At 68.1% G+C, this 24,623-nt stretch carries 23 protein-coding genes and 1 pseudogene; 6 read left to right on the top strand and 18 right to left on the bottom strand.

Annotation, left to right across the window (positions count from 1 at the left end):
- From GRF61_RS16855 to ybgC, 4 genes and pseudogenes are all read right to left on the bottom strand, one after another.
- A pseudogene (locus GRF61_RS16855) lies at window positions 1-239 on the bottom strand (TonB C-terminal domain-containing protein); the annotation flags it as partial.
- Window positions 236-649, bottom strand: a complete 414-nt coding sequence (locus GRF61_RS16850; RefSeq protein WP_169151794.1) for an ExbD/TolR family protein — start codon at window positions 647-649, stop codon at window positions 236-238. The gene GRF61_RS16850 and the pseudogene GRF61_RS16855, both read right to left, overlap by 4 nt.
- A 20-nt stretch (window positions 650-669) precedes the next feature.
- Complete coding sequence (tolQ, locus tag GRF61_RS16845; protein ID WP_133590936.1) at window positions 670-1,344, bottom strand: protein TolQ; 675 nt, start codon at window positions 1,342-1,344, stop codon at window positions 670-672.
- Complete coding sequence (gene ybgC, locus GRF61_RS16840) at window positions 1,341-1,787, bottom strand: tol-pal system-associated acyl-CoA thioesterase (protein ID WP_169151793.1); 447 nt, start codon at window positions 1,785-1,787, stop codon at window positions 1,341-1,343. Before ybgC ends, tolQ begins: the two co-directional genes overlap by 4 nt.
- A 196-nt stretch (window positions 1,788-1,983) precedes the next feature.
- On the opposite strand from ybgC, the gene GRF61_RS16835 reads away from it, so the two are divergent.
- From GRF61_RS16835 to GRF61_RS16820, 4 genes are all read left to right on the top strand, one after another.
- Window positions 1,984-3,168 (top strand): STAS domain-containing protein, encoded by a 1,185-nt coding sequence (locus tag GRF61_RS16835; RefSeq protein ID WP_169151792.1) that lies wholly within the window; start codon window positions 1,984-1,986, stop codon window positions 3,166-3,168.
- A gap of 43 nt (window positions 3,169-3,211) precedes the next feature.
- A complete protein-coding gene (gene hslV / locus GRF61_RS16830; RefSeq protein ID WP_169151791.1) occupies window positions 3,212-3,748 on the top strand; it encodes an ATP-dependent protease subunit HslV in 537 nt (178 codons plus the stop codon).
- 23 nt (window positions 3,749-3,771) lie between these two features.
- Window positions 3,772-5,106 carry an ATP-dependent protease ATPase subunit HslU gene (gene hslU / locus GRF61_RS16825; protein WP_169151790.1) on the top strand — a complete coding sequence of 445 codons (1,335 nt, stop codon included), beginning with the start codon at window positions 3,772-3,774 and terminating at the stop codon, window positions 5,104-5,106.
- 141 nt (window positions 5,107-5,247) lie between these two features.
- Window positions 5,248-6,123: an AEC family transporter gene (locus tag GRF61_RS16820; RefSeq protein ID WP_169151789.1), complete on the top strand. Its 876-nt coding sequence runs from the start codon at window positions 5,248-5,250 to the stop codon at window positions 6,121-6,123.
- A gap of 11 nt (window positions 6,124-6,134) precedes the next feature.
- Here GRF61_RS16820 and GRF61_RS16815 read toward each other — a convergent pair whose 3' ends face one another.
- From GRF61_RS16815 to GRF61_RS16770, 10 genes are all read right to left on the bottom strand, one after another.
- Window positions 6,135-8,054 carry a GGDEF domain-containing protein gene (locus GRF61_RS16815; RefSeq protein WP_169151788.1) on the bottom strand — a complete coding sequence of 640 codons (1,920 nt, stop codon included), beginning with the start codon at window positions 8,052-8,054 and terminating at the stop codon, window positions 6,135-6,137.
- A 10-nt stretch (window positions 8,055-8,064) separates the two neighbouring features.
- The gene (locus GRF61_RS16810; protein WP_169151787.1) at window positions 8,065-8,841 is read right to left on the bottom strand and encodes a slipin family protein; all 777 of its coding nucleotides are present in this window, start codon (window positions 8,839-8,841) and stop codon (window positions 8,065-8,067) included.
- Window positions 8,838-10,232, bottom strand: a complete 1,395-nt coding sequence (locus GRF61_RS16805; RefSeq protein ID WP_169151786.1) for a nodulation protein NfeD — start codon at window positions 10,230-10,232, stop codon at window positions 8,838-8,840. The genes GRF61_RS16810 and GRF61_RS16805 overlap by 4 nt, the downstream gene beginning before the upstream one ends.
- A gap of 123 nt (window positions 10,233-10,355) precedes the next feature.
- A complete protein-coding gene (locus GRF61_RS16800; RefSeq protein WP_169151785.1) occupies window positions 10,356-10,748 on the bottom strand; it encodes an RNA-binding S4 domain-containing protein in 393 nt (130 codons plus the stop codon).
- A 90-nt stretch (window positions 10,749-10,838) separates the two neighbouring features.
- Window positions 10,839-12,119 (bottom strand): sulfate adenylyltransferase subunit CysN, encoded by a 1,281-nt coding sequence (cysN, locus tag GRF61_RS16795; RefSeq protein ID WP_169151784.1) that lies wholly within the window; start codon window positions 12,117-12,119, stop codon window positions 10,839-10,841.
- Between the two features lie 362 nt (window positions 12,120-12,481).
- A complete protein-coding gene (gene cysD, locus GRF61_RS16790; RefSeq protein WP_169151783.1) occupies window positions 12,482-13,396 on the bottom strand; it encodes a sulfate adenylyltransferase subunit CysD in 915 nt (304 codons plus the stop codon).
- 41 nt (window positions 13,397-13,437) lie between these two features.
- Window positions 13,438-14,208 (bottom strand): phosphoadenylyl-sulfate reductase, encoded by a 771-nt coding sequence (locus GRF61_RS16785; RefSeq protein ID WP_169151782.1) that lies wholly within the window; start codon window positions 14,206-14,208, stop codon window positions 13,438-13,440.
- Window positions 14,205-14,735, bottom strand: a complete 531-nt coding sequence (locus GRF61_RS16780) for a DUF934 domain-containing protein (RefSeq protein ID WP_169151781.1) — start codon at window positions 14,733-14,735, stop codon at window positions 14,205-14,207. The genes GRF61_RS16785 and GRF61_RS16780 overlap by 4 nt, the downstream gene beginning before the upstream one ends.
- Window positions 14,728-16,410, bottom strand: a complete 1,683-nt coding sequence (locus tag GRF61_RS16775) for a nitrite/sulfite reductase (protein ID WP_169151780.1) — start codon at window positions 16,408-16,410, stop codon at window positions 14,728-14,730. The genes GRF61_RS16780 and GRF61_RS16775 overlap by 8 nt, the downstream gene beginning before the upstream one ends.
- Before the next feature lie 30 nt (window positions 16,411-16,440).
- On the bottom strand, window positions 16,441-17,220 hold the full coding sequence (locus GRF61_RS16770) for a sulfite exporter TauE/SafE family protein (protein ID WP_169151779.1): 780 nt from the start codon (window positions 17,218-17,220) through the stop codon (window positions 16,441-16,443).
- A gap of 153 nt (window positions 17,221-17,373) precedes the next feature.
- Here GRF61_RS16770 and cysB point away from each other — a divergent pair, with 153 nt between their 5' ends.
- Together cysB and GRF61_RS16760 are read left to right on the top strand one after the other, a co-directional pair.
- On the top strand, window positions 17,374-18,318 hold the full coding sequence (gene cysB, locus GRF61_RS16765) for an HTH-type transcriptional regulator CysB (RefSeq protein WP_169151778.1): 945 nt from the start codon (window positions 17,374-17,376) through the stop codon (window positions 18,316-18,318).
- Window positions 18,319-18,630: 312 nt separating this feature from the next.
- On the top strand, window positions 18,631-19,677 hold the full coding sequence (locus GRF61_RS16760; protein ID WP_169151777.1) for a PEP-CTERM sorting domain-containing protein: 1,047 nt from the start codon (window positions 18,631-18,633) through the stop codon (window positions 19,675-19,677).
- Here the strand turns inward: GRF61_RS16760 and GRF61_RS16755 are convergent.
- The 4 genes from GRF61_RS16755 to GRF61_RS16740 all read right to left on the bottom strand — a co-directional run bounded on the left by GRF61_RS16755 (window position 19,665) and on the right by GRF61_RS16740 (window position 24,547).
- A complete protein-coding gene (locus GRF61_RS16755) occupies window positions 19,665-20,636 on the bottom strand; it encodes an asparaginase (RefSeq protein WP_169151776.1) in 972 nt (323 codons plus the stop codon). The two genes, GRF61_RS16760 and GRF61_RS16755, sit on opposite strands and share 13 nt — an antisense overlap.
- 10 nt (window positions 20,637-20,646) lie before the next feature.
- A complete protein-coding gene (locus GRF61_RS16750) occupies window positions 20,647-21,555 on the bottom strand; it encodes a transporter substrate-binding domain-containing protein (RefSeq protein ID WP_169151775.1) in 909 nt (302 codons plus the stop codon).
- A 390-nt stretch (window positions 21,556-21,945) separates the two neighbouring features.
- Entirely contained in the window at window positions 21,946-23,346 is a 1,401-nt protein-coding gene (locus tag GRF61_RS16745) for an aspartate ammonia-lyase (protein WP_169151774.1), read from the bottom strand.
- Window positions 23,347-23,440: 94 nt separating this feature from the next.
- Entirely contained in the window at window positions 23,441-24,547 is a 1,107-nt protein-coding gene (locus GRF61_RS16740) for a type II asparaginase (protein ID WP_169151773.1), read from the bottom strand.
- Window positions 24,548-24,623: the final 76 nt, after the last annotated feature.

The raw sequence follows: 24,623 nt of genomic DNA, 5'->3' as shown, positions 1-24,623 counted from the left end.
GGCTTGGGTTCGGGCACCGGAGGCGGGGGGGGCTCCGGTTTGGGCTCGGGCTGCGGCGCGGGCGTGGGCGCCGAACGTGGCGGCGCGGCGGCCAGTTCGACCTCCAGCGATGCAGGCGGCTCGCTCTGCCAGCGCACGCCGAAGAACAGGAACAGCGCCAGTCCGACGTGGACCGCGACCGTCAATCCTATGGAAGCCCACTTCCCGGGGTGATCCCGGGGAATGTCGCGCTCGTTCATCGGCCCCGGCTGCCTGCCTCGGTCTGCAGGCTGATTTTCCTGACGCCGATTTCTCGCGCTGCTTCGAGGACGTCGATGACTTTCTGGTACTGCAGCTCCTTGCTGGCGGCAACCAGGAAGGGCTGCTCCGGATTGGCCGCGAGGGCTTCGCGCAGCGCACGCTGGAACTCGAGATGGGTGACCGGGCGAGGCGAAGCATTGCTCGTCTGGCGCAGGGCCATCGAGCCGTCCGCCTTTACCTCGATGACCATGGCCTCAGCCGGCGGCGTACTGAGCGCGCCGGCGGAGGGCACGTCGATGTTGCCCGGCTGGACCATGGGGGCGGTGACCATGAAGATCACCAGCAGTACCAGCATCACGTCGATGTAGGGCACGACGTTGATCTGGTTCATTAGGCGGCGTTGGCGCATCTTTCCGACCCCAACCGCTTTCAGCGCAGATGGCGCTGCAGGATGTTGGAGAACTCTTCCATGAAGCTCTCGAAGCGGATGCCGATGCGATCGATGTCGTGGGCGAAGCGGTTGTAGGCGACGACAGCGGGAATCGCAGCGAACAGGCCGATGGCAGTGGCGACCAGCGCCTCGGCGATGCCCGGCGCGACGTGCGCGAGGGTGGCCGCGCCGACGTTGGACAGGCCGCGGAAAGCGTTCATGATGCCCCACACGGTGCCCAGCAGGCCGATGTAAGGCGATACCGAGCCGACCGAGGCGAGGAAAGCCAGGTGGGCTTCCAGGTCATCGACCTCGCGCTGATAGGTTGCCCGCATGGCGCGGCGGGCGCCGTCTATGGTGGCGCTCTGGTCGTGGCTCTTGGCGCGCAGCTTGGTGAACTCGCGGTAGCCGGATTCAAAGATGCGCTCCAGGCCACCGGAATGGTGGCGTGCGGCGGAGGCGGATTGGAACAGCGCATTGAGATCGCCGCCGCTCCAGAAGTCGCGCTCGAATTCGTTGGTCTTGCTGCGCGCGGCACGGATCTGGAACCACTTGCGGAAGATCCAGTACCAGGACACCAGCGAGAGTGTGGCCAGCAAGGCCATCACGAGTTGGACGAGGACGCTGGCCTGGGTGATCAGGCTGAGGATGGAGAGGTCTTGAGAGACGGTCATGCTGGCGAGAGTTGTTCGAGTCGGTTGCGTATCGCGGCAGGGATGGCGGCCGCTTTCTTCTTGTTCCAGTCCACGCAGGCGATGAGGACGCGTGCTTCAAACAATAGTTCCTGGCCGCGCACCACCTTCTGCACGAAAGTGATACTCGCCCGGCCAAGGTTCCCGAGCGTGGACACGACCTCTAACGCATCGTCCAGCAATCCGGGTGACAAGTATTCGGCCTGGACGGAGCGCACGACGAAAACCAGGTTGGTTTCGGTACGCAGCAACTGCTGCTCGAAGCCCAACGCCCGCAGCCATTCGGTGCGGGCACGTTCGCAGAAACGGAGGTAGTTGGCGTAATAGACCACGCCAGCGGCGTCGGTATCTTCGTAATACACCCGGACGGGCAGCACGAACTCCCGCGCGGGTGCGGGCAGGGCGGGAGCTGAAGAAGTGTGCATCGCAACATTCTAGCTGAGCTGGCGTCCCTACATCTGGACGATTTCACGCCGGCTTGTATTGCAAAACGTAAATGCGGCGCGTGCGGATTTTTGCCGCAAGTGCTGAAGGCCGGCCGGCGCAAGGGGCTGGAGGGAATGCTATCCTTGGCCCACGGTCGTATGTTCATACACCTTCGGTCAGCAGACAGGTTTCCACGTGGCACTCTCCTTTTTCGGCAAGAAGACTCCCGCCGCCTCCCCGCCGAGGGAGCAGGCCGGGGTTCGTCCCGACAAGGGCGGCAGGCAGACCCAGCCGCCGCGTACCGAGCTGTCCACGCTGGACTTCTCCGGCGGCGATGCGAACAGGGCCCTGGCGCAGTGTGCCGAACTGGTGGAAGTGCAGGAGGTGGGCAGCGGAATAGGCGCCATCTACGAGGAGGCGGCCGTCCTCTACGCCAATGGCAACAACAGCGAGGCGGAGAAGGTGCTGGCTTCCATCCTGGACGAAGCTCACAACACGGCGGGCGAAGGCCTGTGGATGATGTTGCTCGATCTATACCGGCTCACGGGCCAGCGCGACAAGTTCGAGTCGCGGGTACTGGATTACGCGACCCGCTTCGAACGGTCGCCTCCGCCCTGGCTGGATCTGTCGTCGCAGCCGTCGGTGCGGCAGGGCGACCGGTTGCCGCTGGTGAATCTCGCCGGCAGCCTCTCCGGGCAGGCGGCCACCCAGTTCCAGCAGATCGGCGTGATCGGCCGCAAGAGCGGCGGGGTGCGCATCGACCTGGGCAAGCTGCGGGCGGTGGACGAGACGGGCTGTACCCTGCTGCGCCAGACGCTGGCCAGCCTGGCGGCGGACCGGGTCAAGGTGGCGCTGCTCAACGGCGCCTCCATGGCCAACATGCTGGCTGGGCAGATCGCGCCGGGCAAGGCGGAGAGCCGCGACATGTGGTTGCTGCTGCTGGAGTTGTTGCAGCACACCGGCGAGCAGGAGCGCTTCGAGCAAATCGCGGTGGATTACGCCATCACCTTCGAGGAGTCGCCGCCGTCCTGGGAGGGCCGCGAGCAGATGCGGGCTGCGGTCTCCACCGCCGGCCTGGCTGCGCCGGCAGCCCCGGCCGGAGGCGACGAGGGTTTCCGCCTGGAGGGGGAACTGGTCGGTGCCTCCAACGATGCCATCAAGCGCCTGGCGGCTTTTGCCGGCGACCGCCGCAACGTCAGCGTGGATTGCGGGCGCCTGCGCCGGCTGGACTTCGTCAGCGCCGGCACCCTGTTCAACATCCTCGCCACCCTGCAGACTCAGGGTAAACTCGTCGAACTCCAGAATGTGAACGCCATGGTCGCCGCGCTGCTGCGGGTCATGGGCGTCGATCAGGTGGCTCAGGTCACGCTGCGCATCTAGTGCAGCCGGCGCGCCGGGGCGCCCCTCAGGCAAGGAAAAACGCATGGAACAGTATCACGGCACCACCATCCTGTCGGTGCGCCGGGGCAATCGCGTCGCCCTCGGCGGTGACGGCCAGGTCACCTTGGGCAACATCGTCATCAAGGCGACCGCGCGCAAGGTCCGCACCCTCTACCAAGGCAATATCCTCGCTGGTTTCGCCGGCGGCACTGCCGACGCCTTCACTTTGTTCGAGCGCTTCGAGGCCAAGCTGGACAAGCACCAGGGCAACTTGGTGCGCAGCGCGGTGGAGCTGGCCAAGGACTGGCGCACCGACCGCATGCTGCGCCGGCTGGAGGCGATGCTGGCGGTGGCCGACCGCGAGAACTCCCTGATCATCACCGGCAATGGCGACGTGCTGGAGCCGGAGCAGGGCATCGTCGCCATCGGCAGCGGTGGCGCCTATGCCCAGTCCGCCGCGCGGGCGCTGATCGAGAATACCGAGCTGTCGCCGCGCGAAGTGGTGTCGAAGTCGCTCGCCATCGCCGGCGACCTCTGCATCTACACCAACCAGAGCCACACCATCGAAGTGCTGGAATAGCCCACCGGACAGAGCGAGCAGCCATGACCCAGATGACCCCGCCGGAGATCGTCTCCGAGCTCGACAAGCACATCGTCGGCCAGGCCAAGGCCAAGAAGGCGGTGGCGATCGCCCTGCGTAACCGCTGGCGCCGTGCCCAGGTGGACGAGCCGCTGCGTAGCGAGATCACGCCCAAGAACATCCTGATGATAGGGCCGACCGGTGTTGGCAAGACCGAGATCGCCCGCCGCCTCGCTCGGCTCGCGAACGCTCCCTTCATCAAGGTGGAGGCAACCAAGTTCACCGAAGTCGGCTACGTCGGCCGCGATGTGGACACCATCATCCGTGACCTCGCCGAGATCGCCATCAAGGACGGCCGCGAGCGTGCGATGCGGGTGGTGCGCGACCGCGCGCTGGATGCCGCCGAGGATAGGGTGCTGGACGCGCTGCTGCCGCCTGCGCGGCCGGTCGGTTTCAATGCCGAGCCGGAAGCCGCCACGGATAACGCCACCCGGCAGAAATTCCGCAAGCGCCTGCGCGAGGGCGAACTGGACGACAAGGAGATCGAGATCGAAGTTGCCGTCGCCGGCATGCAGGCCGAGATCTTTGCGCCGCCCGGCATGGAGGAACTCACCCAGCAGATCCAGGGCATGTTCCAGAACATTGGCGGTGGCAAGAAGAAGCTACGCAAGCTGCAGATCAAGGAAGCGCTGAAGGTGCTGGCCGACGAGGAGGCCGCCCGCCTGATCAACGACGAGGAGGTCAAGGCCGAGGCGCTGCGCGCGGTCGAGCAGAACGGCATCGTCTTCCTCGACGAGGTGGACAAGATCGCCGCCCGCTCCGACGCCCACGGCGCCGACGTTTCCCGCCAGGGTGTGCAGCGCGACTTGCTGCCGCTGGTGGAGGGCACCACGGTGTCCACCAAGTACGGCATGATCAAGACCGACCACATCCTGTTCATCGCCAGCGGCGCCTTCCACCTTTCCAAGCCCAGCGACCTCATCCCGGAACTGCAGGGTCGCTTCCCCATCCGGGTGGAGCTGGATTCCCTGTCGGTGGAAGATTTCGAGCGCATCCTCACCAGCACCGACGCCTGCCTCACCCGGCAGTACCAGGCACTGCTGGCCACCGACGGGGTGGCGGTGGAGTTCAAGCCGGAGGGCATACGCCGCCTGGCACAGATCGCCTTCCAGGTGAACGAGAAGACGGAGAATATCGGCGCCCGCCGGCTGTACACCGTCATGGAGAAGCTGCTGGAAGAGGTTTCCTTCGAGGCCGGCCGCGTTGGCCTGGAGCGTCTGGAGGTGGATGCCGCCTATGTGGACGGCCGGCTGGACATGCTGGCGCAGCGGGAAGACCTGGCGCACTTCATTCTCTGAGCCATCGCGGCCGGCAGGGGCTGCGCAGCAGTGAAGCGGGGACCGGCGAGACCGGTCCCTTTCTTCATCCACGGTCCGCCTTGCCGGGCCGTCTTTCCACCGTGCCCCACTGCAGAGGCGGCGGTAACGACGAAGAACAACATGCTGATCCGCATCGTCTCCATCCTCTTCCCCCTGTTCGCCATCGCCGCCCTCGGCTACCTGGTTGGCCGCCGCTTGAAGCCGGACCTCAGCCATGCCAACCGGCTGAACATGGATGTGTTCGTGCCGGCCCTGGTGTTCGCCGCGCTGACCAGCAGGGAGACCCGCATCGGCGACTATCTGCCGCTGGCGGCGGCGACGCTGGTGGTGGTGATCGGCTCCGGCCTGCTCGCCTGGGCCTTTGCCCGCGCCGCCGGCCAGTCCATCCGCACGTTGGTGCCGCCGCTGATGTTCAACAACTCCGGGAACCTCGGCATTCCGCTGGCGGTACTTGCCTTCGGTGATGCGGCGCTGGCGCCGGCGGTGGTCACCTTCGCCGTCTCCAACCTGCTGCATTTCTCCTTCGGCGCCTGGCTGCTGGACTGCAACATCCGTTTGCGCAACCTGTGGCGGGTGCCTTCGGTGGCGGCGACGATCGCCGGCGTGGCAGTCGGGCTCTCCGGCATCGAGCTGTGGCCGCCGTTGATGGTGGCGGTGAAGATGCTGGGCGACATCGCGATTCCACTGATGTTGTTCGCGCTCGGCGTGCGGCTGACCGATTCCCGCCTCGGCTCCATCGGCCTGGGCGTGCTCACCGGCGTCCTGCGTCCGCTCGCGGGCATGGCGCTGGTCTGGGGCGTGTTGCTGCTGATCGATCTGCCGCCGCAGGAGCGGGCGCTGCTGATGGTGTTCGGCGCCCTGCCGCCGGCAGTGCTCAACTACATCTTCGCCGAGCGCTACCGCCAGGAGCCGGAGAAGGTGGCTTCGCTGGTGCTGGTCGGCAACCTGCTCAGCCTGGCGATGCTGCCGATACCCCTGGCGCTGGCGCTGGACTGAAGCGCAGGCCGTCAGGCCGTCAGTTCGTCCGGATCGGCCGCCATCACATGCAAGCCCTTGGCGCCGTGCTTGCTGCGGTACATCGCCGCATCGGCGGCGCCCAGCAGGTTGGCGAAATCGGTGCCATGCAGTGGGTAGAGGGCCATGCCGATGCTGGCGGTCACCGTCCAGCCGCGCTCCTGCACCACCGCCGGCAGGGCGATGGCGCGCGCCAGGCGCAGCGCGGTGGCACGGACATCCGCCTCGTTGGCCGGCGCACCCAGCAGCACCACGAACTCGTCTCCGCCAAGCCGGGCGGCGGTGTCGCTGGCGCGGATGGCCGCCTGCAGCCGTTCGGCGACGATCTCCAGCACCTTGTCGCCGGCAGCATGGCCGCCCTCGTCGTTCACCGTCTTGAAGCCGTCGAGGTCTATCACCATCAGCGCGGCGTGGCCGGGCTGGCGGCGGGCGGCGCTCAGCGTCAGCTCGGCGCGCTCTTCCAGCAGGCGGCGGTTGGGCAGGCCGGTGAGCGGGTCGAAGAAGGCCAGGCGTTCGATCTCCGCCTCGGCGGCCTTGCGCTTGGCGATGCTGGAAAGCTGGGCGAGCAGGCAGCGAAGGTGGGGGTGTTCCAGGTGATTGCCCAGGCGCAGGGAAATCCAGTGCTCTTTGCCGTCGTCGCCCAGCACCCGGCATTCCGCGCTGCCGCTGGTGGGCTCGGCGGCCACGCTCATCACCAGCGCCCGTATGGCCTCGGCGTGGGTGCCGGGGACGCAACTGGCCCACAGGGGCAGATTCCGCCAGCGCCGGGCGCTGCGGCCGGTGATGCGCAGCGCGGTGTGGTCGGCGTCTATCACATGGCCGCTGGCGTCCACCCGCAGCACACAGTCGGAGGCGAGCCGCGCCAGCGCATGGTCGCGGCTGTTGCGCTGCAGGCGCTGCTGGGTGAGGTAGGCCACGGTGCCGGCCAGCAGTGCGCCGGCGATGAAGAGGGCGGCGAGGTCGTGGCGGGCGATCGGCGGTGTCAGCGGCTGTACCGGGTGGAACTCCAGCAACCAGCGGCGGCCGCCGAAAACCAGCTCGCTGCGCACCGCACGCAGGTCCGGCACCCGCGGGAAGCCATCGTCGAACAGCGGCTGGGGCTGTGCGTGGGCGCTGCCGGCGGCGCCGAGGTCGCTGAGGCGCAGGCTGAACTGCCGCCGCAGCGCGGGCGACAGCGCAGTCTCCACCAGGTCGGTGACGACGAATGAGGCGCCCAGGGTATTGGGCGGGCGAAGGTTGCCGTCCGGGCTGGGGGCAGGCACCGGCGTGAGCAGCAGCACCGCCAGTGCGTCGGGATCTTGCCGCAGGCGTAGCGGCGGCGTGGCGGCGAAGCCATGTTCGCCGGCTTCCTCGATGGCGCGCTGGCGCACGTCGTCGGACAGCAGGTCGTAGCCCAGGGAGCGCTGGTTGCCGGCCGGCGGCTGCACCATCTCGGCGACGTGGTAGAAGGGCCTGCGCTCCGGCGGGTAGATGTCGAACTCGGCGTAGATCGGGTCGTAGGCCTTGTTGCGCTGGCGCACCTCGGCGAGATAGGTGTCGCGCTCGGCGTCGCTGATGGCGCGGTTGAAGGCGAGCGCGCGCAAGCCGGAGAGGCCGCGGTCCATGCCGAGGATCTGGATGTAGCGGGCGAACTCCTCCACGCTGAAGCCGTCGGCGGCAATGTAGGCGGCGCGCAGGGCGAGGAGGGAATTGCGGTAGTGGTTGAGCTGCTGGTTTAGCGACAGGGTGGATTGGTCGGAGACGCGGCTGAAAGCGGCGGTGGCCTCGCGCATTTCCACCGCGCGGTACTGGCGCCAGGCCAGCCATTCCAGCCCCAGGGTGGCGAGCACCACCAGCAGGGTCAGCACGGCTGCACGCAGCGCCGGTCCGGCCGGGCGCGGCAGCAGGGCGGTGAGTCGGGGCGGGCGGCGCATGCAGGTGCGCTCAGGCGCGCTCGCTGCCGTCCTTGCGGTTCTTTCCGACCAGGGTGTCGAGCAGATCCACCGGCACCGGGAAAACCAGGGTGGAGGTCTTGTCGCCGGCAACCTGGGTGAGCGTCTGCAGGTAGCGCAGCTGCATCGCCGCCGGCTCGCGGGAAAGCATCGCGGCGGCCTCCATCAGGGTCTGCGCCGCCTGTTTCTCGCCTTCGGCGTGGATCACCTTGGCGCGGCGTTCGCGCTCGGCCTCGGCCTGGCGGGCGATGGCGCGCACCATGTTCTCGTTGAGGTCCACATGCTTGATCTCGACGTTCGCCACCTTGATGCCCCAGGAGTCGGTCTGGGCATCGAGGATCTGCTGCACGTCCAGGTTGAGCTTCTCGCGCTCGGCCAGCATCTCGTCCAGCTCGTGTTTGCCGAGCACCGCGCGCAGCGTGGTCTGGGCGAGCTGGCTGGTGGCGACCAGGTAGTTTTCCACCTGGATGATGGCGCGCTGGGGATCGACCACGCGGAAATAAACCACTGCGTTCACCTTCACCGAGACGTTGTCGCGGGAGATGACATCCTGGCTGGGCACGTCCATGGTCACCACCCGCAGGTCCACCTTCACCATCTGCTGCAGGCCGGGGATGACGAAGATGAGGCCGGGGCCTTTCACTTTCCAGAAGCGGCCCAGCATGAAGACCACGCCGCGCTCGTACTCGCGCAGGATGCGCAGCGAGGCGATGGCCAGGGCGACGAGCAGGATGAGCAGCGGGGCGAGTCCGAACTGCAGTTCGATCATGGTGAGGTACTCCGTTGCACTGGGGAAAGGGGGGAAACCTGCAGGGTCAGACCATCCACTCCGTCTATGCGGACCTGGTCGCCGGCGTTGAGGGGCTGTGCGGCATGGGCGCGCCAGGTCTCGCCGCGCAGTTGTACCCAATAGCCACCGTCCGCCGCCGGGCCGGCCACGGTGGCGAGCTGGCCGGCCATTTCCTCGCGTCCGCTGACCACGGGCCGCTTGCGGCTGCGGGCGGCGAAGCCGCCGAGGGCGAACAGCAGGGCGGCGCTGGCGAGGCTGAGGCCGACGATGAGCGCCGGTGGAATGCCGAAGCCGGGCAGCTCGCCATCCACCAGGAACAGCCCGCCGATGACGAAAGCCACAAGCCCGCCTATGCCGAGCACGCCGAAGCTGGGGGCGAAGGCTTCGGCCACCATCAGCGCGCAGCCGACCACGACGAGCGCCACGCCCGCCCAGTTCACCGGCAGCAGGTGGAAGGCGTAGAGCGCCAGCAGCAGGCAGATGGCGCCGGCGACGCCGGGCACGACGAAGCCGGGCGAGGTGAATTCGAAGAACAGGCCATAGATGCCGATCATCATCAGGATCAGCGCCACCTGCGGGTTGGCGAGCAGGGCGAGGAAGCGGTTGCGGCCGTCGGGTTCGATCTGGTCTATGGCTGCGTCGGCGGTGGCGAGCCGCAGCTTACCCTGGGCGAGTTCGACCTCGCGCCCGTCCAGTTGGCGCAGCAGCGCTGGCAGCGAGGGGGCGACGACGTCGATGACGCCGCGGGCGAGGGCCTCTTCGGCGCTCAGGCCGGCGGCTTCGCGCACCGCGCGCTCGGCGAAATCGGCGTCGCGGCCGCGCAGCTGGGCGAGGCTGCGCAGGTAGGCGGCGGCATCGTTGACCGCCTTGGCGCCCATGGCGTCGTCCGGCGCCTTGCCGCTGCCGTCCTTGGCTTTATCGCCGGTCGGCGGGTCGGGCGCGGGCGAAGGCGTGCCGCCTATGGCGACCGGCGTGGCGGCGCCGAGGTTGGTGGCCGGCGTCATTGCCGCGATGTGGCTGGCGTAGAGGATGTAGGTGCCGGCGCTGGCGGCGCGGGCGCCTTCCGGATGCACATAGGTGGCGACTGGCACCGGCGAGGCGAGGATGTCCTTGATGATGGCGCGCATCGAGGTGTCCAGCCCGCCGGGCGTGTCCAGCTCCAGCACCACCAACAGGTAGCCGCCGGCCTGGGCGCGGGCGAGGCCGCGGTGGATGAAGTCCGCCGTTGCCGGGCCGATCACGCCATCCACCCGCAGCGCCAGCACCTGGCCGGCTGGTGGCGCGCTGGTGGCCGGGCCGAGGGCGAGCAGAAGCAGGCCGAGGAGGCTGGCCAGCTTGCCGATCAGGCGGACAGCGTATGCCGACACCATGATTAGGTCCCCGTCTGCATTGGCTGCGGCGGAGGCCGGGCAGCCGACGTCATGGCGGGAGTGTAGTCGCTGCGCTGGCCGAGCGCACCGGGGCGGGGCGTGCGGCCGCTTATCGCGGTGGGATCAGATTCCGGTGAAGCGGCCGATGCGGCGGCGGTCGCGCTTGGTCGGGCGGCCATGCAGGTCGGCACCCGGCGTGGCCGCCAGCCGGCGGGATTCGCGGGCGGCCTCGCGGCGGGCCGTGCTGTCGGCGGTCTCTTCGTAGAGCGTCTGGGCGATGGTGGCGGAGCCGCGCTTCTCGGCGATGGCGCGTACTTCCACGCTGCGGGTGTCGTCACCGATGGTGACATCCACCCGGTCGCCGATCTTCACCTCGCGGGCGGGTTTCACCGTGGCGCCGTTGAGCTTGACCTTGCCGCCGTCCACCGCCTCGGTGGCGGCGGTGCGGTGCTTGAAGAAGCGCGCTGCCCACAGCCATTTGTCGAGGCGGGTGCTGTTCGGGGTAGTGGTGTTCATGGCGGCATTATGGCCGAGGGTTTCGGGGATGGCCCGGAATGCAACAGGCCTCCCGCAGGAGGCCTGTGTGCTCGGCCGGGCGCGGTCCGCTCAGACGATCATGCCGGCGCCGACGGTGTTGTTGGTGCTTTCATCGATGATGATGAAGGCGCCGGTGGCGCGGTTGTCGGCGTAGCGGTCGGCCACCAGCGGCTGGGCCAGCTTCAGGCTGATGCGGGCGATGTCGTTCATCGCCAGCGTGGTGGCTGCTTCCTGCGCCAGGGTGTTCACATCCACCCGGTAGGCGATGCCGGCGACCTTGGCCTTCACTTCCCGGCTGGTGTGGCGGACGAGATAGGTGCGCGCCGGCTGCAGCGGCGTCTCGGACAGCCAGCACACGGTGGCCTCGATCTGCTTCACCGGCTCCAACACTTCGGCGGACTTGACGATCATGTCGCCGCGGGAGATGTCGATCTCGTCCTCCAGCAGCAGCGTCACCGACTGCTCGTGGATGGCGCGCGGCAGCTGCACCGCGCCCAGCTCGATGGCCTTGACCTTGCTGGTGAGGCCGGACGGCAGCACGGTGACGGCATCGCCCACCGCGACCTCGCCCGACTCGACCCGGCCCATGAAGCCGCGGTAGTCGTGCAGTGCGGGGTTGGCGGAATCCTGCGGGCGGCACACGTACTGCACCGGGAAGCGGAAGTTCTCCGCCTGCTCGGTGTGGGCGGCCGGCGCGCTTTCGAGGATTTCGAGCAGCGTCGGGCCTTCGTACCAGCCGAGCTTGTCGCCGCGATCCACGATCATGTCGCCGTTGAGGGCGGACAGCGGGATGAAGCGCACATCCTTGATGCCCAGCTTGCCGGCGAAGTCCAGGTAGTCGGCCTTGATGCGCTCGAACACCGCCTGGTCGTAGTCCACCAGGTCCATCTTGTTCACCGCCACCAGCAGGTGCGGGATGCCGACCAGGCTGGCGAGATAGGAGTGGCGGCGGGTCTGGGTGAGCACGCCCTTGCGCGCGTCCACCAGGATGATGGCCAGGTTGGCGGTGGAGGCCGCGGTGACCATGTTGCGGGTGTACTGCTCGTGGCCCGGCGCGTCGGCGATGATGTACTTGCGGGTGCCGGTGGAGAAGTAGCGGTAGGCGACGTCGATGGTGATGCCCTGCTCGCGCTCGGCCTGCAGGCCGTCGGTCAGCAGGGAGAGATCCACCGCGCTCATGCCGCGCTTGGCCGAGGTCTTCTCGATGGCGTTGAGGGTGTCGGCGAGGATGGTCTTGGTGTCGAACAGCAAACGGCCGATCAGGGTGCTCTTGCCGTCGTCCACGCTGCCGCAGGTGAGGAAGCGCAGCAGGCCGTTGTCGATTTCGGGCAGTTGTTCGGGGGCGGACATGGTCATCGTTCCTTCAATGCTTCAATTCAGTTTAGTGCGTTTCCCGGGCGGCCCGTCCTGGGCCATCCTCGCCTGCGCCAAGCACTTCCCGTCTGCCTCCGGTCACCCGGTCGCCGGATACGGGGTTCCGGCGCACTGTGGCAACCGGGGCTGTCTGCGCCTGCTTATGCCCTTCGGCAGGTTCTGGCGCCTGGGGTGCTTTGCTTCTACGGCCGCTGATCAAGCCTGGACGGGATGGGCGGGGTATTTGCGGAGGGAGGCGAGGACTGTTCGAGCCCAAAGGGCCAGTCCCGCAGCCTGCTGGAGCATATGCCCCGCGCGATGCCCCTTGAGATTCAGGGGGGTGATCGCCGTGGGCTTGCTCAGAAATACCCTTCCTTCTTCCGCTGCTCCATCGACGCCTCGGAGGTCTGGTCGTCCATCCTGGTGGCGCCGCGCTCGGTGATCGTAGTCGTTGCGGTTTCGGCCAGAATCTTCTCCACCGTGTCGGCATCCGACTCCACTGGCGCGGTGCAGGTGATGTCGCCGACGGTACGGAAGCGCACCAGCACATCCTCGATCTTGTCGTCGGGCCTGGCCGGGGTCAGCTCGGTCACCGGCTGCAGCAGGCCGTTCTTGCGCACCACCGGCCGCACATGGGCGAAGTAGATGGAGGGCAGCTCCAGCTGCTCGCGCTGGATGTATTGCCACACGTCCAGCTCGGTCCAGTTGCTGATCGGGAAGGCGCGGATGTTCTCGCCCTTGTGGCTGCGGGCGTTGTACAGGTTCCACAGTTCCGGGCGCTGGTTCTTCGGGTCCCACTGACCGAACTCGTCGCGGAAGCTCATGATCCGCTCCTTCGCCCGTGCCTTCTCCTCGTCGCGGCGGGCGCCGCCGATACACGCGTCGAAGCCGAACTCCTCGATGGCCTCCAGCAGCGTCACCGACTGGTGCTTGTTGCGCGACTCGGTGGGCGACTTCAGCACCACCGTGCCACGCGCCATCGAATCCTCAACCGAGCGCACGATCAGGCGCTCGCCCAGTTCGGCGGCGCGCTTGTCACGGAAATCGGTCACTTCCTTGTAGTTGTGGCCGGTGTCGATGTGCAGCAGCGGAAAAGGGAAGCGGCCGGGGCGGAAGGCCTTTTCGGCCAGGCGCAGCAGGCAGATCGAATCCTTGCCGCCGGAGAACAGCAGCGCCGGGTTGGCGCACTGGCCCGCCACTTCGCGCAGGATGTGGATGGCTTCGGCTTCCAGCCAGTCGAGGTGGCTCAGGGTCTGTTTGGTCAGCGTGGTCATGATTTCAGCGATGTCGATGATTCGTCCGGGCGGGCCCGGTCTCAGCCCTTCTTCACATGCAGCCCGCACTCCTTGGAGGCGGGATCTTCCCACCACCAGCGGCCGGCGCGCACATCTTCGCCGACGGCGATGGCCCGGGTACAGGGCGCACAGCCGATGCTGGGATAGAACTGGTCATGCAGGGCGTTGTACGGCACTTCGTTGAGGCGGATGTAGGCCCACACCTCGGTTTCGCTCCAGTCCGCCAGCGGGTTCAGCTTCTCCAGCCCGTTGCCGGCGTCGAACTCGCGCAGCGGCAGGCCGCTACGGGTGGTGGACTGGGCGGCGCGCAGGCCGGTGATCCAGGCCTTCTTGCCCGCCAGCGCGCGGCGCAGCGGCTCCACCTTGCGCACATGGCAGCAGGCTTTGCGCAGCTCCACCGAGTCGTAGAAGGCGTTGATGCCGTGCTCGCGCACATAGCTTTCCACCGCGCCGGACTCGGGGAAGAACACCTTGAGCTTGCTGCCGTAGCGCTGCTCGACCTCGCCCATCAGGGTGTAGGTCTCGGCCGGCAGGCGGCCGGTGTCCAGCGAGAAGATCTCGATCGGCAGCTTGCCGCCGAGGATGAGGTCGGTCAGCACCATGTCCTCGGCGCCGAAGCTGTTGGCGAAGGTGAGCTCGGCATTGCGGCCGAACTCGGCTGCCGCGGCAGCAAGGAATTCGCGGGCGGCGGCGGCCTTCGCCGCCACGCTGGCGCGCAGCGCGTCGGTGAGTTCCGGGCGGGTGGCCGGATTGCTGGGCGGCGGCCGCAGCAGGCTGACGGCGCCGCTCATGCCGCAACCCCGCGCTGCGCCCGCAGCCACAGCGGCCGGGGCTCATCCACCGCGCCCTGGTAAGGCGTGGAGATGTCGCCCAGGCTGGCCAGTGCGGCCTGCAGCTGTTCGTCGGAGTAGCGGCCTTCCGGCGGCTGCAGGGTGTCGAAGCCGCAGCGCACATAGGCCTGGAACTGGTCGCGCAGCACGTCGCCAATGGCGCGCAGTTCGCCGGTGTAGCCGTAGCGGGTGCGCAGCAGGGCGGCGGTGGAGTAGCCGCGGCCGTCGGTGAAGGCGGGAAAATGCACGCCCACCGCGGCCAGGCGCGGCAGCTCGGCGGCGATGGCTTCTGCACCTTCGCCGGCAGCCAGCCAGACGCCGACATCGCCGCGGGCGGCCAGTTCGTCGGCGCGGGCCTGCCACACCGCCAGCGGCACCAGCAGCGGGCCGGTGGGCAGGGCGACGCCTTCCGGCGTTTCGCCTTCGGCCAGGCGGACGGTCTGGCGGGTGTCGTCGACGATGCTGCGGTTGCGGATCACTTTAGCCATGGGCCACCTTCCTTTCCTGCTGGCGCTTGCCGTACACATTGGTCTTGAACGGTTCGATGCCGAGGCGGCGCACGGTGTCGATGAAGCGCTCGTCCTCGTGGCGGTTTTCAACATAGGTCTCGATCAGCGAGCTGACCACGTCCGCCATCTCATGCGCGGCGAAGGACGGGCCGATGACCTTGCCCAGGCTGGCCTGGTTGCCCTGAGCGCCGCCGACGGTGACCTGGTACCACTCCTCGCCGTTCTTATCGACGCCGAGCACGCCGATGTGGCCGACGTGGTGGTGGCCGCAGGCGTTCATGCAGCCGGAGATGTTGAGGTCGATGTCGCCGATCTCGTACAGGTAGTCGAGATCGTCGAAGCGCTCCTGGATGGCCTGCGCGATGGGGATGGACTTGGCGTTGGCGAGCGCGCAGTAGTCGCCCCCGGGACAGGCGATGATGTCGGTCAGCAGGCCGATGTTGGGCGTCGCCAGGCCGGCGTCGCGCAGCGTCTGCCACAGCTTGAACAGCTCGGACTGGCGCACGTCGGCCAGTACCAGGTTCTGCTGGTGGGTGGCGCGCACTTCGCCGTAGCTGTGGGCGTCGGCCAGTTCGGCGACCAGCTCCATCTGCTCGGCGCTGATGTCGCCCGGCGGCACGCCGGTCTTCTTCAGCGACAGCACCACGCTGGCGTAGCCCGGCACCTTGTGGGCGCGCACATTGCGCCTGGCCCAGGCGGCGAAGGGCTTGTTGTCGGCCAGGGCTTCGGCATAGGCGGCGTCGTGGGCCGGCAGGGTTTCGTAGGCCGGGTCGACGAAGTGGGCGGCCACGCGGGCGACTTCCGCTTCGGTGAGGGTGGAGGGGCCGTTCTTCACATGCGCCCATTCTGCTTCCACCTGGCGGCGGAATTCCTCTATGCCCAGCGCCTTCACCAGGATCTTGATGCGCGCCTTGTACTTGTTGTCGCGGCGGCCGTGCAGGTTGTACACCCGGAGGATGGACTCGCAGTAGGTGACGATGTGCTGCCACGGCACGAAGCCGGCGATCTGCTCGCCGATGATGGGGGTGCGGCCCAGGCCGCCGCCGACCAGCACGCGGAAGCCGATCTCGCCGGCCTCGTTGCGGATCACATCCAGCCCGATGTCGTGGGCCTGGATCACCGCGCGGTCTTCCTCGGCGCCATTCACCGCGAACTTGAACTTGCGCGGCAGGTGGGCGAACTCGGGGTGGAAGCTGCTCCACTGGCGCAGGATCTCGCACCACGGGCGCGGGTCGATGCGCTCGTCGCCGGCCACGCCGGCGAAGGCGTCGGAGGTGATGTTGCGGATGCAGTTGCCGGAGGTCTGGATGGCATGCATCTGCACCGTGGCCAGCTGGGCCAGGATTTCCGGCACGTCTTCCAGCGCCGGCCAGTTGAACTGGATGTTCTGGCGGGTGGTGAAGTGGCCGTAGCCCTTGTCGTAGGTGCGCGCCACATGCGCCAGCATGCGCAGCTGGGCGCTGGAGAACAGGCCGTAGGGCACGGCGATGCGCAGCATGGGCGCATGGCGCTGGATGTAGAGGCCATTCTGCAGGCGCAGGGGGCGGTATTCGTCTTCCGTCAGCTCACCGGCGAGGTAGCGGCGGGTCTGATCGCGGAACTGGGCGACTCGCTCGTCCACAGCCCGCTGGTCGTATGCGTCGTATCGGTACATCGCTCTTCTCTCTGTCTGGGCCGCCGGGGGTCAGTGGCCGATCAGCTTGGCGCCGACGAGCACCAGCATGGTTGCAAGGAGCGGCCGCAGCACGCGGTCCGGCACCTTGGTGGAAATATGGCTGCCGAGCCAGATGCCGGGCAGCGAACCGACGATGAGGCTGCCGAGCAGCAGCCAATCCACGCTGCCCAGCATCCAGTGGCCGAGCCCGGCCACCAGCGTCAGCGGCACCGCGTGGGCGATGTCGGAGCCAACGATGCGCAGCGCCGGCATCGCCGGGTAAAGGAAGAACAGCGCCGTCACGCCCAGCGCGCCGGCGCCCACCGAGGAGATGGACACCAGCACGCCCAGCACCGCGCCGGTCACCACTGTGAGTACCGCGGTGCGCCTCGGGTTCGGCTCGCCGCCAAAGCGCTTCAGTGCATAGGCCTGGATGTGGCGGCGCAGCAGCAGTGCCACCGCCGTCAGCAGCAGGGCCACGCCCAGCGCTACCTTGATCAGCCCCGCCGCGCCTTCCATGCCGCCGGGCGCGAACACCGCCACCAGCGTCAGCGTGAGCGCGGCGGCGGGAATGCTGCCGGTGGCGAGGCGCCGCGTCACCGTCCAGTCCACCGTACCCTTCAGGCCGTGCGCCACCGTGCCGCCGGCCTTGGTGATGGCCGCGTAAAGCAGGTCGGTGCCGACGGCCACCGAAGGGTGGATGCCGAACAGCAGGACGAGCAACGGCGTCATCAGCGAACCGCCGCCGACGCCAGTGAGGCCGACGATGGCGCCGACCGCGAAACCGGCGACGGTATAGGCGAAGTCCATGATCCAGTGCTTACTTTTTGGTGCAGCGCATCCTAAGGGGGAAGTTTAGGGCGGCGAAGAGGGTATGCGTTAGACTCTAAGAAGAATTGGTTATAAGAGAAAGTGGCAAGGCGGTCCTCTCTAATAAGGTGCCGCCGTGATACAGGGGAAGCCATGAATCTGCAGCAGCTGCGCTACATCTACGAAGTGGCCCGCCACGGCCTGAACGTTTCGGAGGCCGCGGAGGCGCTGTTCACCTCGCAGCCGGGCGTATCCAAGCAGATCCGCCTGCTGGAGGCGGAACTGGGGGTGGAGATCTTCGTCCGCCACGGCAAGCGCCTAGTCGCGGTGACCGAGCCGGGGCGGGCGGTGCTCGGCATCGCCGAGCGCATGCTGCGGGACATGGACAACCTGATGCAGGTGGGCGAGGAGTTCTCCAACGAGGCGGCTGGCAGCCTCTCCATCGCCACCACCCACACCCAGGCGCGCTATGCCTTGCCGCGGGTAGTGCGGGATTTCATGCGCCGCTATCCGCAGGTGCGCTTGTCGCTGCACCAGGGCAGCCCGCGCCAGGTGTGCGAGATGGTGCTGGACGGCACCGCCGACATCGCCATCGCCACCGAGGCGATCTCCGACTACGACGAACTCATCATGCTGCCCTGCTACCAGTGGAACCGCTGCGTCGTCGCCTCGCCGCGCCACCCCATCCTGCGGGAGCAGCCGTTGACGCTGGAGGCCATCGCCCGCTATCCGCTGATCACCTACGACGACGCCTTCACCGGCCGCAGCCAGATCAACAAGGCTTTCCTCGGCCGCGGCCTGAAGCCCAACGTGGTGCTGACCGCCATCGACTCCGACGTGATCAAGACCTATGTCTCCATGGACCTCGGCATCGGCATCCTTGCCCGCATGGCCTACGACCCGGCGGAAGACCGCAACCTCGGCATGATAGATGCCGCCCACCTGTTCGAATCCAGCACCACCCGCATCGGCCTGCGCCGCCGCGCCTGGCTGCGCGGCTACGTGTTCGCCTTCGTCGAGGGCTTCGCCCCCCACCTCACCCGCAAGATGGTGGAAACCGCGCTGGCCGGCGGCCATGAGGACGACTACTCGCTCTGACGCCCGCTGCAGCGCCAGCCGGTAAGCCGCCGGTGGCGGGTGTGCGCCCGCGGGGCGTGCAGTGGCTGTCGGCGTTTCTTACGCCTCGATCCGGGGAGCCGCGGCAATCCCGCGAAAACTCATGACCTTGCGGCGCTGGCACGGCGCTTGCCTTCATTGACTATGCCTTTAGTTATAAAAAAGGAGAGTGAGATGAAGGCGTGGAAAGCAATGAAGATAGGCCTATTCTGCTGGGTTGCAGCAAGTCTGCCGGCAGCTGCCGCTCCAACCATAGACCTAACCAATCTGGGATATGCACAGTATGGCGACGCGGTGTCCTACTCCCTGCCGATCGGCAATGTGTCGCTGGCTTCCACCCCGGGCGCGATCAAGGACTTGATCGTGGTGGCCACCGGGGCCGAGGGCGCGGAGGTGACGACCAACTTCGCCGGCATGGACAACGCCTACTCCACGCCCAACGGGGTCAATGGCGAACGTTTCTTCTACACCAACCCGCTGACCAGCCGCGGCACCACCGGCAGCGTCGCCAACAATGGCGCCAACACCTGGGATGCCTCGCTCGGCGCGCTCAAGGCCTTCCTCGGCGGCGAGCAGATGGTGGTGCTGTTCAACAACAACCAGATCAACGCCGACGGCAAGGCCTCCCAGAGCCTGGCGGCGTGGGTGCGACTGTGGCTGACGAATGGCGCCGGCGCCGTGCTGGGCACCTTCGAGCTCAGCAACAACAACCGCCCTTATGCCTTGATCAGCGAGGGCGGCGGCGGCAACTTCCTTGGCGATCCGCTGAACTACACCGCGCCGGGCAGCGGTCCGGGCGCGCCGGACGCGATCAGTGGGCAGAACACCGACTATGTGCTGTCCGGCGGTGCCATCTGTGTCAACACCGCCCTCAACCCGCTCTACCCGGTACCCGTCCCCTGTGGCTCGCCCGGCGCCTCGGCGCCCATCAGCCACAACCTGGGGGCGGACCATGTGGCCTATGCGCTGCTCTTCCCGGAGCTGAACAGCCTGATGGACAGCCTGTTCAACAACCTCAGCGATGCCGACCTGGCCGCCTACACGCTGCATGCGGACATCCGCCTCGGCTGCGAGATGAAGAACGTGACCACCACCCAGCGTGGCAGCCGCACGGTGTATGCCTACGGCACCCAGGCCTACGGTGCCTCGCCCAGCTGCAACATCGCCGACAACAATGGCTGGGCTACCAGCCTGAACAACGGCTATGAGCAGATCTTCATCGGCACCGCGCGGGTGCGGGAGGACAACCCCAACCCGGTGCCGCTGCCGGGTACCCTCGGGCTGCTGGCGATGGCGGGCGCGCTGGGCTGGGGTGGGCGCCGCCGCATTCAGCGCGCCTGAGCGGCCAGCGCCGCCGGCAGTTGCTCCAGGCCGGCGGCGATGGCCACGATCAGGGCCACGCGGGCCTGGGCAGGGGCAAGGGCGCCGGCTGCCCAGGTACCGAGTTCGAGATCCTGGCGGCGGCTGGGGACGAAGGAGGAGGCCAGCCGGCTGCCGCGCACGATGCGGATGCCGGCGCTGCACGCCTCGGCAATGGTTTCCTCCCACGCCCGGGGCACGGTGCCGCTGCCCGGCAAGGCCAGTACCGCACCGCGGGCGCCGTGCCGCAGTGCATCCCGCAGCGCCTGCGGCGGCGTGCCAGCGGCGACGTAAAGGATGGCGACCTCCGGCAGGGCAGGGCAGGCGGCCGCATCCAGCACGGCCGGGGAGGGCTGGTGCGGATGGAAGAAGCGCGGCCGGCCGGCCGCCATTCCCAGCGCACCGCCAGCGCCGGCCACATAGGGCTGCAGTCCCAGCCTGGCCTTGCTCAGCGGCAGTGCCGGCAGGATCTCGCCGGCGAACACCACCATCACCCCGCGGCCGCGGCTGTCCTCGGCCAGCGCTACCCGGCAGGCGTCGTGGAGGTTGGCCGGCCCGTCGGCGGACAGCGCGTTCGCCGGGCGCATGGCGCCGGTGAGCACCACCGGCGTGTCGCCGCGATGGCAGAGGGCGAGGAAGGCGGCCGTCTCTTCCAGCGTGTCGGTGCCGTGGGTGACGACGATGCCGGCGATGGCCGGATCGGTGGTCAGCGCCTGCACCCGCCTGGCGAGCGCCAGCCAGTGGGCCGGGGTGAGGTCGCTGCTGTCCACATTGCACAGCTGCTCCACCCGCAGGTTGGCGAGTTCGCGCAGCGGCGGCACGGCGGCGACCAGCGCTCCGGCATCCACCACGCCGGCGGTGTAATTCGCCGGTGCGGCGCTGTCTTCGGCAAGGCCGGCGATGGTGCCGCCGGTGGCGATGAGAGCGAGCGTGGGCTTCATGCGGGGCGGCCTACTCGAAGGGGGTGTCGTTGGGCGTGGCGTACAGCGTCTGCATGGCGGCCGACATCGGCAGGTTCAGGTTGTGGCCCAGTGGCGGAATCGGCTGGGTGAACCAGCGGGCGTAGATACGCGCCGCCTCGCCGCTGCGCATCAACCCGGCCAGGGCGTCGTCCACCACTTTCTTGAAGGCCGGATCGCCGCGGTCGAGCATGCAGGCATAGGCCTCGTAGGAGCGCGGCGTACCGGTGACGATCCAACGGCCGCCCTCGCCGCGCTTGGCCAGTTCGCCGTGCAGCAGGGCGTCGTCCATCATGAAGGCGTCGGCGCGGCCGGCGGCGAGCACCATGAAGCTCTCCGCGTGGTCGCGGGCGGAGACGATGGTGGCGCTGGCCAGTTCGCCGCTGTTGAAGGCGCGCCGCAGCACGGTTTCCGAGGTGGTGCCGGCGGTGGTGACGATGCGCCGGCCGACCAGGTCGGAGAAGTCGCGGATGCCGGAATCGGCGCGCACCATCAGCCGGGTGCCGGCGATGAAGATGGTGTTGGAAAAGCCGACTTGGGCTTCGCGCTCGCGATTGTGGGTGGTGGAGCCGCATTCCAGATCGACGCGGCCGCTGCTTACCATGGCCATGCGGTTGTGCGGGGTGATGGGCACCAGCCGCAAGGGCAGGTCGGGCAGTTCCAGATGGCGGCGCACCGCCTCCACCACCCGCAGCGCCAGCTCGTTGGAATAGCCGATGACCTCGCCGTTCGCCACGTAGGAGAAGGGGATGGAGGCGCTGCGGTAGCCCAGCCTGAACTCGCCCTCGCTGCGTATCCGCTCCAGCACGGCGGAGCCCTCGGCGGCGTGGGCGGGAAGCGCTTGCCCGAAAGCAAGCAGGAGCGGCAGCAGGGCGTGGCGAAGAAGGAGGTAGGCGGGCATTGCGGTGGCGGCGGCAAAGGGGGCTGCGGCAAAGGGAGCGGCGAACGCCGGATTCTAGCCCCAGCCTGCAGCCGTGTCGGCCTTGCCAGGCGGAGCCGGCAGACGCCGCGGCGCAAGGGCTGCGCGCTGCGCTGGCTGTCCGCTGCCCGGGGCCACCGGTGGGAGCCGGATTCCCGGGGCCGCGGCCGGCTTCATCCCACCGGCGGACCCAAGGGGCGTCACCCTGCGGCGGGGCGCGCTGGCCCGTCCTCAGCTGGGGGATGCCGTTTCCCTTGGGCGAATTTTGCGCTGCGGGCGCCGGCGAGCCTGCGCAGCACCGGGTCGCTGGCCTGGGTGAGGAGGCCGGGTTTTACCCCGAGCCTCCCGGGCCTATCCGTATCCGCTGCCCGCCTACTCCGCCCGCGGCGCCGTCAGCACCTCCGGCCGCAGCGTGCGCTCCAGGCTTTCCTTGTCCATCAGGCCGCGCTCCAGCACTAGTTCGGACACGCTGCGGCCGGTCTTGAGCGCCTCGCGGGCGGCCCAGGTGGCGTTCTCGTAGCCGATCAGCGGGTTCAGCGCGGTGGCGAGGCCAGCGGAGGTGCGCACCCGTTCGGCCAGCAGTTCGCGGTTGGCGGTGATGCCGCGTACGCAGTTGTCGGTCAGCGTGCGGCAGCCGGCTTCAAGGTGCTCGATGCTCTTGAACAGCGAGTGGCCGATGATGGGTTCGAAGGCATTCAGCTGCAGCTGGCCGCCTTCCGAGGCCATGGTGATGGTGACGTCGTTGCCGATCACCTCGAAGGCGATCTGGTTCACCACCTCCGGAATGATGGGATTCACCTTGCCCGGCATGATGCTGGAGCCGGCGGCGCGCTCCGGCAGGTTGATCTCGTTGAAGCCCGCCTGCGGACCGCTGGAGAGCAGGCGCAGGTCGTTGCACACCTTGGACAGCTTGCAGGCGATGCGCTTGAGCACGCCGGAGAGCTGCACGAAGGCGCCGGTGTCCTGGGTGGCCTCGATGAGGTTCTCCGACGGCACCAGCTTCACGCCGGACAGCTCCGACAGGCACTCGGTGGCCATCTTGGCGTAGCGGATGTCGGTGTTGATGCCGGTGCCGATGGCGGTGGCGCCGAGGTTGATCTCCTGGATCAGGCAGATGGCCTCGCGCAGGCGGGTGATGTCTTCGCTCATCATCACCGCGTAGGTGGAGAACTCCTGGCCCAGCGTCATCGGCACCGCGTCCTGCAACTGGGTGCGGCCGATCTTGAGGATGTCCTTGAACTCCTCCGCCTTGGCGAAGAAGGCCAGGCGCAGCTTCTCCATCGCGTCCAGCAGGCCCTGGATGGCGAACACCACCGCCAGCTTCAGCGCAGTCGGATAGACGTCGTTGGTGCTCTGGCTCATGTTCACATGGTTGAGCGGGTGGAGCTCGTTGTAGTGGCCCTTGGGCCAGCCCAGCTTCTCCAGCGCCAGGTTGGCGATGACCTCGTTGGCGTTCATGTTGGTCGAAGTGCCGGCGCCGCCCTGGATCACATCCACCACGAACTGGTTGTGCAGCCGGCCCTCGGCGATCTCGCGGCAGGCGGAGTCGATGGCGTTGAAGCGGCCGTCGTCCAGCTGGCCGAGCGCATGGTTGGTGCGGGCGGCGGCCTGCTTCACCAGCGCCAGCGCGCGCACCAGCTCCGGGTAGGAGCCTATGGTTTTGCCGGTGATGGGGTAGTTCTCCAGCGCGCGCAGGGTGTGTATGCCCCAGTAGACCTCGGCCGGGATCTCGCGGTCGCCGAGCAGGTCGTGTTCGCTGCGGGTGGTCTGCATCTGTCTCTCCTCGTGGCCCGGCGCTGCCTGCGCCGTGGTCCTGGTTTGTTATTGGCGATGTCGGGGTCGGGGGCGCTTCATTCGGCGCGAGTGTTCAGTACTCCCAGAACACCCGCTGCAGCTCCTTGCTGCCGTTGCTGCGGGTCAGTGCCACCGCGGCGAGGATGCGCGCCTTCTGAGGGTTGAGGTCGTGGGCGACCACCCAGTCGTTCTTGTCGTCCGGCTGCTCGGCGTTGCGCAGTACGAAGCCGCCGGCGGTGACGCGGGAGGAACGGATGATGTGCACCCCCTGGCCGCGCAGCGCCTGCAGCGCCGGAACCACCCGGTTGGACACCGAGCCGTTGCCGGTGCCGGCATGGACGATGGCGCGCGCGCCGCCGGCGGCGAAGGCCTGGTAGGCGGTGGGGCTGACGTTGCCGTAACCGTAGGCGATCTCCACCGGCGCCAGCGCGCTGATGCGGGCGATGTCGAACTCGGAGCCGCTGGTGTGGCGCTTGGCCGGCAGGCGGAACCAGTAGGGCTTGCCTTCCACCACCATGCCCAGCGGGCCCCAGGCGCTCCTGAAGGCGTCCGGGCGGATGTTCACCGCCTTCGTCACGTCGCGGCCGCTGTGGATTTCGTCGTTCATCGTCACCAGCACGCCCTTGCCGCGGGCATCCGGGCTGGCAGCCACCGCCACCGCGTCGTAGAGGTTGAGCGTGCCGTCGGCCGACATCGCGGTGCCCGGCCGCATCGAGCCGACGACGACGATGGGCTTGTCGCTGGGGATGACGAGGTTGAGGAAGAAGGCGGTCTCTTCCAGGGTGTCGGTGCCGTGGGTGATGACGATGCCGTCCACATCGTCCTGCCGCGCCAGCTCCGCCACCCGGCGGCCGAGCTGCAGCAGGTGCTCGTCGGTGAAGCTCTCGGAGGCGATCTGGAACACCTGCTCGCCACGCACGCTGGCGAGGTCCTTCAGCTCCGGCACGCTGGCCACCAGCTGCTCCACCGGCACCTTGGCGGCCTGGTAGGTGGCGCTGTTGGCCGTGCCCGCACCGGCGCCGGCGATGGTGCCGCCAGTGGCGAGGATGACGATGTTGGCGAGGTGGGTCGCGGGTGCGGCGTCGCGCGCCAGGGCGGGCGCGGGCTGCAGCAGGCAGAGGGAAAGGGTGAGAAGCAGGGCCGGCGCGGCGAGCAGGCTGCGCCGGGCGGTGGTGGCCATGATAGGCGGCATCATCCTCGGTACCCTGCTGGCGCTGATGCGGCTGTCCTCGATCAAGCCGCTGCAGCTGTTCGCC

The sequence above is a fragment of the Azoarcus sp. TTM-91 genome (assembly GCF_012911025.1).
Taxonomy (GTDB): domain Bacteria; phylum Pseudomonadota; class Gammaproteobacteria; order Burkholderiales; family Rhodocyclaceae; genus Azoarcus.
Note: the sequence above shows the minus strand (reverse complement) of the source record. Positions and strands in the feature narration are given on the sequence as shown.

Bases quoted from the DNA above. Each gene is read 5' to 3' on its own strand.
- ybgC (WP_169151793.1), bottom strand. From the start codon at position 1,787: ATGCACACTTCTTCAGCTCCCGCCCTGCCCGCACCCGCGCGGGAGTTC.
- GRF61_RS16820 (WP_169151789.1), top strand. From the start codon at position 5,248: ATGCTGATCCGCATCGTCTCCATCCTCTTCCCCCTGTTCGCCATCGCC.
- GRF61_RS16800 (WP_169151785.1), bottom strand. From the start codon at position 10,748: ATGAACACCACTACCCCGAACAGCACCCGCCTCGACAAATGGCTGTGG.
- GRF61_RS16775 (WP_169151780.1), bottom strand. From the start codon at position 16,410: ATGTACCGATACGACGCATACGACCAGCGGGCTGTGGACGAGCGAGTC.
- GRF61_RS16810 (WP_169151787.1), bottom strand. From the start codon at position 8,841: ATGATCGAACTGCAGTTCGGACTCGCCCCGCTGCTCATCCTGCTCGTC.
- GRF61_RS16805 (WP_169151786.1), bottom strand. From the start codon at position 10,232: ATGGTGTCGGCATACGCTGTCCGCCTGATCGGCAAGCTGGCCAGCCTC.
- cysD (WP_169151783.1), bottom strand. From the start codon at position 13,396: ATGACCACGCTGACCAAACAGACCCTGAGCCACCTCGACTGGCTGGAA.
- GRF61_RS16770 (WP_169151779.1), bottom strand. From the start codon at position 17,220: ATGGACTTCGCCTATACCGTCGCCGGTTTCGCGGTCGGCGCCATCGTC.
- hslU (WP_169151790.1), top strand. From the start codon at position 3,772: ATGACCCAGATGACCCCGCCGGAGATCGTCTCCGAGCTCGACAAGCAC.
- GRF61_RS16785 (WP_169151782.1), bottom strand. From the start codon at position 14,208: ATGAGCGGCGCCGTCAGCCTGCTGCGGCCGCCGCCCAGCAATCCGGCC.
- hslV (WP_169151791.1), top strand. From the start codon at position 3,212: ATGGAACAGTATCACGGCACCACCATCCTGTCGGTGCGCCGGGGCAAT.
- GRF61_RS16755 (WP_169151776.1), bottom strand. From the start codon at position 20,636: ATGAAGCCCACGCTCGCTCTCATCGCCACCGGCGGCACCATCGCCGGC.
- GRF61_RS16850 (WP_169151794.1), bottom strand. From the start codon at position 649: ATGCGCCAACGCCGCCTAATGAACCAGATCAACGTCGTGCCCTACATC.
- GRF61_RS16740 (WP_169151773.1), bottom strand. From the start codon at position 24,547: ATGGCCACCACCGCCCGGCGCAGCCTGCTCGCCGCGCCGGCCCTGCTT.
- cysB (WP_169151778.1), top strand. From the start codon at position 17,374: ATGAATCTGCAGCAGCTGCGCTACATCTACGAAGTGGCCCGCCACGGC.
- GRF61_RS16750 (WP_169151775.1), bottom strand. From the start codon at position 21,555: ATGCCCGCCTACCTCCTTCTTCGCCACGCCCTGCTGCCGCTCCTGCTT.
- GRF61_RS16780 (WP_169151781.1), bottom strand. From the start codon at position 14,735: ATGGCTAAAGTGATCCGCAACCGCAGCATCGTCGACGACACCCGCCAG.
- GRF61_RS16815 (WP_169151788.1), bottom strand. From the start codon at position 8,054: ATGCGCCGCCCGCCCCGACTCACCGCCCTGCTGCCGCGCCCGGCCGGA.
- GRF61_RS16745 (WP_169151774.1), bottom strand. From the start codon at position 23,346: ATGCAGACCACCCGCAGCGAACACGACCTGCTCGGCGACCGCGAGATC.
- tolQ (WP_133590936.1), bottom strand. From the start codon at position 1,344: ATGACCGTCTCTCAAGACCTCTCCATCCTCAGCCTGATCACCCAGGCC.
- cysN (WP_169151784.1), bottom strand. From the start codon at position 12,119: ATGTCCGCCCCCGAACAACTGCCCGAAATCGACAACGGCCTGCTGCGC.